The 4,558-nt window shown below is 67.2% G+C and carries 5 protein-coding genes and 1 pseudogene; 1 reads left to right on the forward strand and 5 read right to left on the reverse strand.

Translation table 11 applies throughout. The annotated features are described in order from the left end of the window. Positions 1-171 precede the first annotated feature (171 nt). On the reverse strand, positions 172-408 hold the full coding sequence (locus ACWC0C_RS48000; protein ID WP_450871501.1) for a transposase: 237 nt from the start codon (positions 406-408) through the stop codon (positions 172-174). 187 nt (positions 409-595) lie between these two features. Then, positions 596-802, reverse strand: a pseudogene (locus tag ACWC0C_RS48005) (transposase family protein); the annotation flags it as partial. Between the two features lie 409 nt (positions 803-1,211). Here ACWC0C_RS48005 and ACWC0C_RS48010 point away from each other — a divergent pair. Further along, entirely contained in the window at positions 1,212-1,532 is a 321-nt protein-coding gene (locus tag ACWC0C_RS48010; protein ID WP_449202279.1) for a hypothetical protein, read from the forward strand. A gap of 145 nt (positions 1,533-1,677) precedes the next feature. On the opposite strand, the gene ACWC0C_RS48015 is transcribed toward ACWC0C_RS48010, so the two are convergent. From ACWC0C_RS48015 to ACWC0C_RS48025, 3 genes are all read right to left on the reverse strand, one after another. Continuing rightward, positions 1,678-1,899, reverse strand: a complete 222-nt coding sequence (locus tag ACWC0C_RS48015; protein WP_449202276.1) for a hypothetical protein — start codon at positions 1,897-1,899, stop codon at positions 1,678-1,680. Positions 1,900-2,125: 226 nt separating this feature from the next. After that, entirely contained in the window at positions 2,126-3,043 is a 918-nt protein-coding gene (locus ACWC0C_RS48020) for an NADP-dependent oxidoreductase (RefSeq protein WP_450871502.1), read from the reverse strand. A gap of 523 nt (positions 3,044-3,566) precedes the next feature. Then, positions 3,567-4,292, reverse strand: coding sequence for a uridine kinase (locus ACWC0C_RS48025; protein ID WP_450871503.1), 726 nt, complete (start codon positions 4,290-4,292; stop codon positions 3,567-3,569). Positions 4,293-4,558 lie beyond the last annotated feature (266 nt).

Genomic DNA, 4,558 nt, shown 5'->3' on the forward strand with positions numbered 1-4,558 from the left:
CCTCCGCGAGATCCAGTACCGCAGCAACCTCATCGATGGATGTCTCGCCGAAACCGGCCTCACGTTGACGACATCACGCCAACAAGGTCAGTAGAGGCACGCCACGTTCAGAACAGCACTACCGTACGGATGGCTGTCACCAGCTGATGCGTGCAGTTGTAATTGTGTGTGTTATCGACGGCCGCGCGGGCGGCGGGCGGTCGCCCGGTTCCGGCAGATGATCCCTGCTCCGGGATGGTCCTTGAGCCAGGCCGCGAACGTCTCGGAGGTGCGGTCGGGCAGCACGTCCACGACCCGGCCGGCCTCGACGTCGACCAGCACGGTGCCGTAGGTGCAGCCCTTCCGGAAGGCGAACTCGTCCACCCTCAGCACCCGCGGGGCACGGTCCGGTACCGCCGGCGCCGTCACCAGCCTGAGCGGCCGCGTGCGGCCCGCGCCAGCCGCAGCCGGCGGCACAGCCGTGCGGCGGGACGGCCGCCGAGCTCGACCGCAGCCAGCCCGCCAGCCAGGTGCTGGAACGGCGGTAGCGCACAGACAGTCCCGGCACCTGCTCGACGAAGGTCATGCGGGAACAGCTTCTACGGTCGCAGAAGTACCGGCGCACCCGCAGCCGGATGATGACCCGGCGCGATCCCAACGACCGTTCTTCCAGGGTACGTTGATAGATGCTGTGCACGCGGCGGGCCTGCTTGCGGCAGTTCGGGCACCGGCCTGGGCGGGCCGTCGACACCGCCTCCACCACCAGGCCATCCGAGGAGTCGCTCACCCCCTCCACCTGCACATCGATCCCGGGAAACAGCACATCCTCAACCGTCTAGCTCGCCACGGCAGGAAGTACGCTGCCGAAACGATCCCGCGTTCCTGCCGCTGACCTGGGGATTCACGGAACTGCGGACAGAGCCAATTACGTGACCGCCGACACGCACCGATCCTGCTGTGCAGCCCTGGCGTGAACGCTGGCAGGCCGTGCGGCAGGCAGCGGGGCAGGAGGGGCGGACTCTGCGCGCGGCCGAGCCGCTGCCGCCTCCCGTCTCCTCCAGCCCCGTGGCTGGCGGAAGCGACGAAGCCCAGGGCAGCACCACTCACGCCGAGGCCGGGGACGTCGCTGTACCCGCCGAGTCCCCCGGCACACGTAACTGCAACCACGGCGTGGCGTTGGACAGTTCACAAAGAGGATGACCGTCTCATCGAACAGGAGCATCACAGTGATCATGAAGGTTCTGGCTGGCGCGGCTTTCGCGATTGCCGCAACGACGGCCGTGGCTGTACCCGCATCGGCGACAGACTTCGGAGGACCCAACGGCGGCACCGGCGCCACGGACTTCGGAACCCGCAACGGCAACACCACCATCGCGGGCGAAGCAGGCGGCATCGGCAACACCTATGGCGCCCCGTTCGCCAACGTCGACCTCCGCTGTGCGGTGCCGCTACCGGAGGGTGAGGGCATCGGGGGGCACCTGCTCGGCGGGCCCAAGCCCGCGTGCAACATCGCGCCCGTCGAGCAGTATCAGGCACCGCAGAAGCTGCTCTGACAGCAGCACCGAGAGGTAGCGCTCCCGCGCCGGCCCCGCGGATCCCGACCACGAACCCCTACCCCCGACCAGGAGACCGACCACGCCGACCGCGGGCCCGACCAGGGCAGTCAGGGGTCGGTGATGTGGTCGCAGCCGCTCCGACCTACCCGGGCGGCGCCCACACGTCTGGCCCAGCGCCCCGCCACTCCACCCAGGCCGCGCTCGCCACATCCTCGGGCTCGACGTCTTCGGCCCCGGTCCGGCGTAGGAACTCGGCGATGTCGAGCAGTGTGTACGCCATCCCCATGAACCGACTGCCGACGCGGACCCGCCGACCACCATCCTCGGCCGGCGGGTACACGACGACCTTCGGCGTCCCGGTCACTCATCCAGGGTGGGGCGGCCGCCGGGAGCGCGCATGCGGGACGCCGGAGCCGTTCGTAGGCTGGTCGCCGCGTCCGACATGTCGGTCTTTTGCGACCTGGGCTTTCTTGGTTGTCTCACGGCCGTGTCACCATGATCAGTCTCAAGTCCGTGGCATTTCCTCGCCCGACACCGGGCAGGTCAGCGGTCGTCCAGCCCACCACCGCTGTCGGCCCATTCCAGGGCGCTCAGGGGCGCACGCGAATGACGGTCTTGCCCTTGCGCCGCTCGGTCGGGTTGAGCGCAGGGACGGCGTCGTCGAGTGCCGCGACGGTTCCGATGTGCGTGCGAAGGCGCCCGTCCCGCACCCGGTCGACGATCTCCACCAGCTGACTCGGAACGGACTCGACGACGAAGTCGACCGCCAAGCCGTCGACAGGGCGAGCCTCAACAGGCCCGACCACCGACACCAGCGTCCCGCCAGGCCGGATGATTCTCGCCGAGCGCCTTTGGATGTCAGCGCCGATGACATCGAAGACCACGTCGACCCCGCCGATGTCGTCGAGATCCTCGGTGGCGAGGTCGAGGAACTCGTTCGCGCCGAAGTCGAGCGCCGCCTGGCGGTCCCCCGCCCGCCCGGTACCGATGACGTAGGCGCCGAACTCCCGGGCGAGCTGCGTAACCACGGACCCGACTGCGCCGGCGGCGCCGTGTGCGAGGACGCTCTGCCCCGCCTGAAGACGACCGTGCTGGAACAGACCTTGCCACGCGGTCAGGCCGGAGATCGGCAGGCTCGCACCCACCGTGAAGTCGACGTTCCCCGGCAGCGGCGCCAGGTTGCGTGCCTCCACGGCCGCGTACTCGGCCAGGGTTCCATCGCGGTGCCAGTCCGTGATCCCGAACACCCGCTGTCCCAGCGAGAGCCCCGTCGTGCCGTAGCCGAGGGAGGTGACCACTCCGGCGAACTCGTGGCCGATGATCGCCTGGGCTCGATCGCGACCGGCGCGATCGACCCACGTCGAGGGCCACTGCCACTCCGCGGGGACGAAGCCCGACGCATGGACTTCAACGACGACGTCGTTGATCGCCGGCGTCGGCTCAGGCCGCTCCGCGAGTGTGATCCCGGCTGCTTCCGCGCCCGGATCCGTCGCGACGATTGCCTTCACTGGTACCTCCGTATATCTCGTGCTCGCCGGCTCTGTGCGCCGCCCAAGCCATGGAGTGGGCTGATTAGCCCACAGGGGAACGGCAACAAGATCCGTCACCACAGACGGATGGACCCCTGAAACGCGTCGAGTCCAACCGGAACTCGACGAGCACCACACACCCAGGGCAGCAACACCCACCCACGCGCTAGTCTCACGGCGATGTCGTATACGACATCGGTACGACACGGCTCGTGCGATTACGACATCAGCCGTAAGACCCAACACTGGTCGTGCTCGGGGCACTCACGGAGGTCTACCGATGCCCCGAACCATCTGGTCAGGCGCCATCAGCTTCGGTCTCGTGACTTCTCTGAACTACCGGGTCGACCCGTGATCAGGTGACAGGACGACCAATGCCGGAAGGGGCCGGTACGAGGCCGGAGAACGGCCGTGCACGGCACGGGTGTTAGTTTCCTTCCCGGGGAGGATGGCCGTCAGGTGAACCGAACCCGATACCAGCAGCCGCAGGTCCCAATAGAGATCATGCCTCCATGACGCGCGGGCTGGCGAATGTCGAGTTGTCGATGACGACGTCCATCATCGGGATCGGGTCGACCTCCTGGAGATAGATGCGCTCTGCCACCAGATACCGGTTTCGGTGGATCGACTCCGCATCGCTGCCAGCCCAGTCCTGATCACGGTCCGCACCTCGCTGGACCGACAGTTCCGCATCCACCTGCAACCAGACACGGAAGTCCCAGTACGTGTTGATCTCCGGCCGGAAGGCGAAGACGCCATCCACGATCAGCACAGAATTTGAAGCAAGGGGAGCCGCATCCGAGGAATGATCCTGCTGCGTCAGCGGGTCGATGCTGCACAGGCCACACAACGCCGCCTGCGGCGACCGGAAGGGGTCAAGCAGCAGCCGTTTGACCACGTCATAGTCGAATGCGTTGCGGTAATACCCCTCACCTGATTCTCGGTCATACAGGTGCCGGTCCTTCCACGGCTTCTTGAAGTCATCAAGAGTCGCCCGGAGCACGGGCCGTCCCGCCGCACTGATCCACTCAGCCAGTTCGTGCCCGAAACTCGTCTTGCCCGCAGCGGTGAGACCATCGATCGCCACTGCCAGACGCCCCTGACCGAGGGCCAGGATCCGCTTCGCGATCCGTTCGACCAGCGCCCTGCGTTCGTGAGAGGTCGTCGCAGGATACGGCTGCTGCCAAGTCGAAACCGAATGATGTACGCCCGCCCGCTGCAGTCCCATGAGGTGAACCTATCGGCCCCCTCAACGGCGAGAAAGACTGAACCGCGCCCGCCAGAGGCAGCCGGCCCCGACCACGATGCCGACCACGGACCCCGCAAACCCCACCACGGCTGGTCAGCATGCTGGTGAACCCTGACGTCGGTGGGGGTGGGCCGCTCGGGTGCCTGGTGCCGTTACTGACCTTGTTGGCGTGATGTCGTCAACGTGAGGCCGGTTTCGGCGAGACATCCATCGATGAGGTTGCTGCGGTACTGGATCTCGCGGAG

This window comes from Streptomyces sp. NPDC001709 (assembly GCF_053596375.1).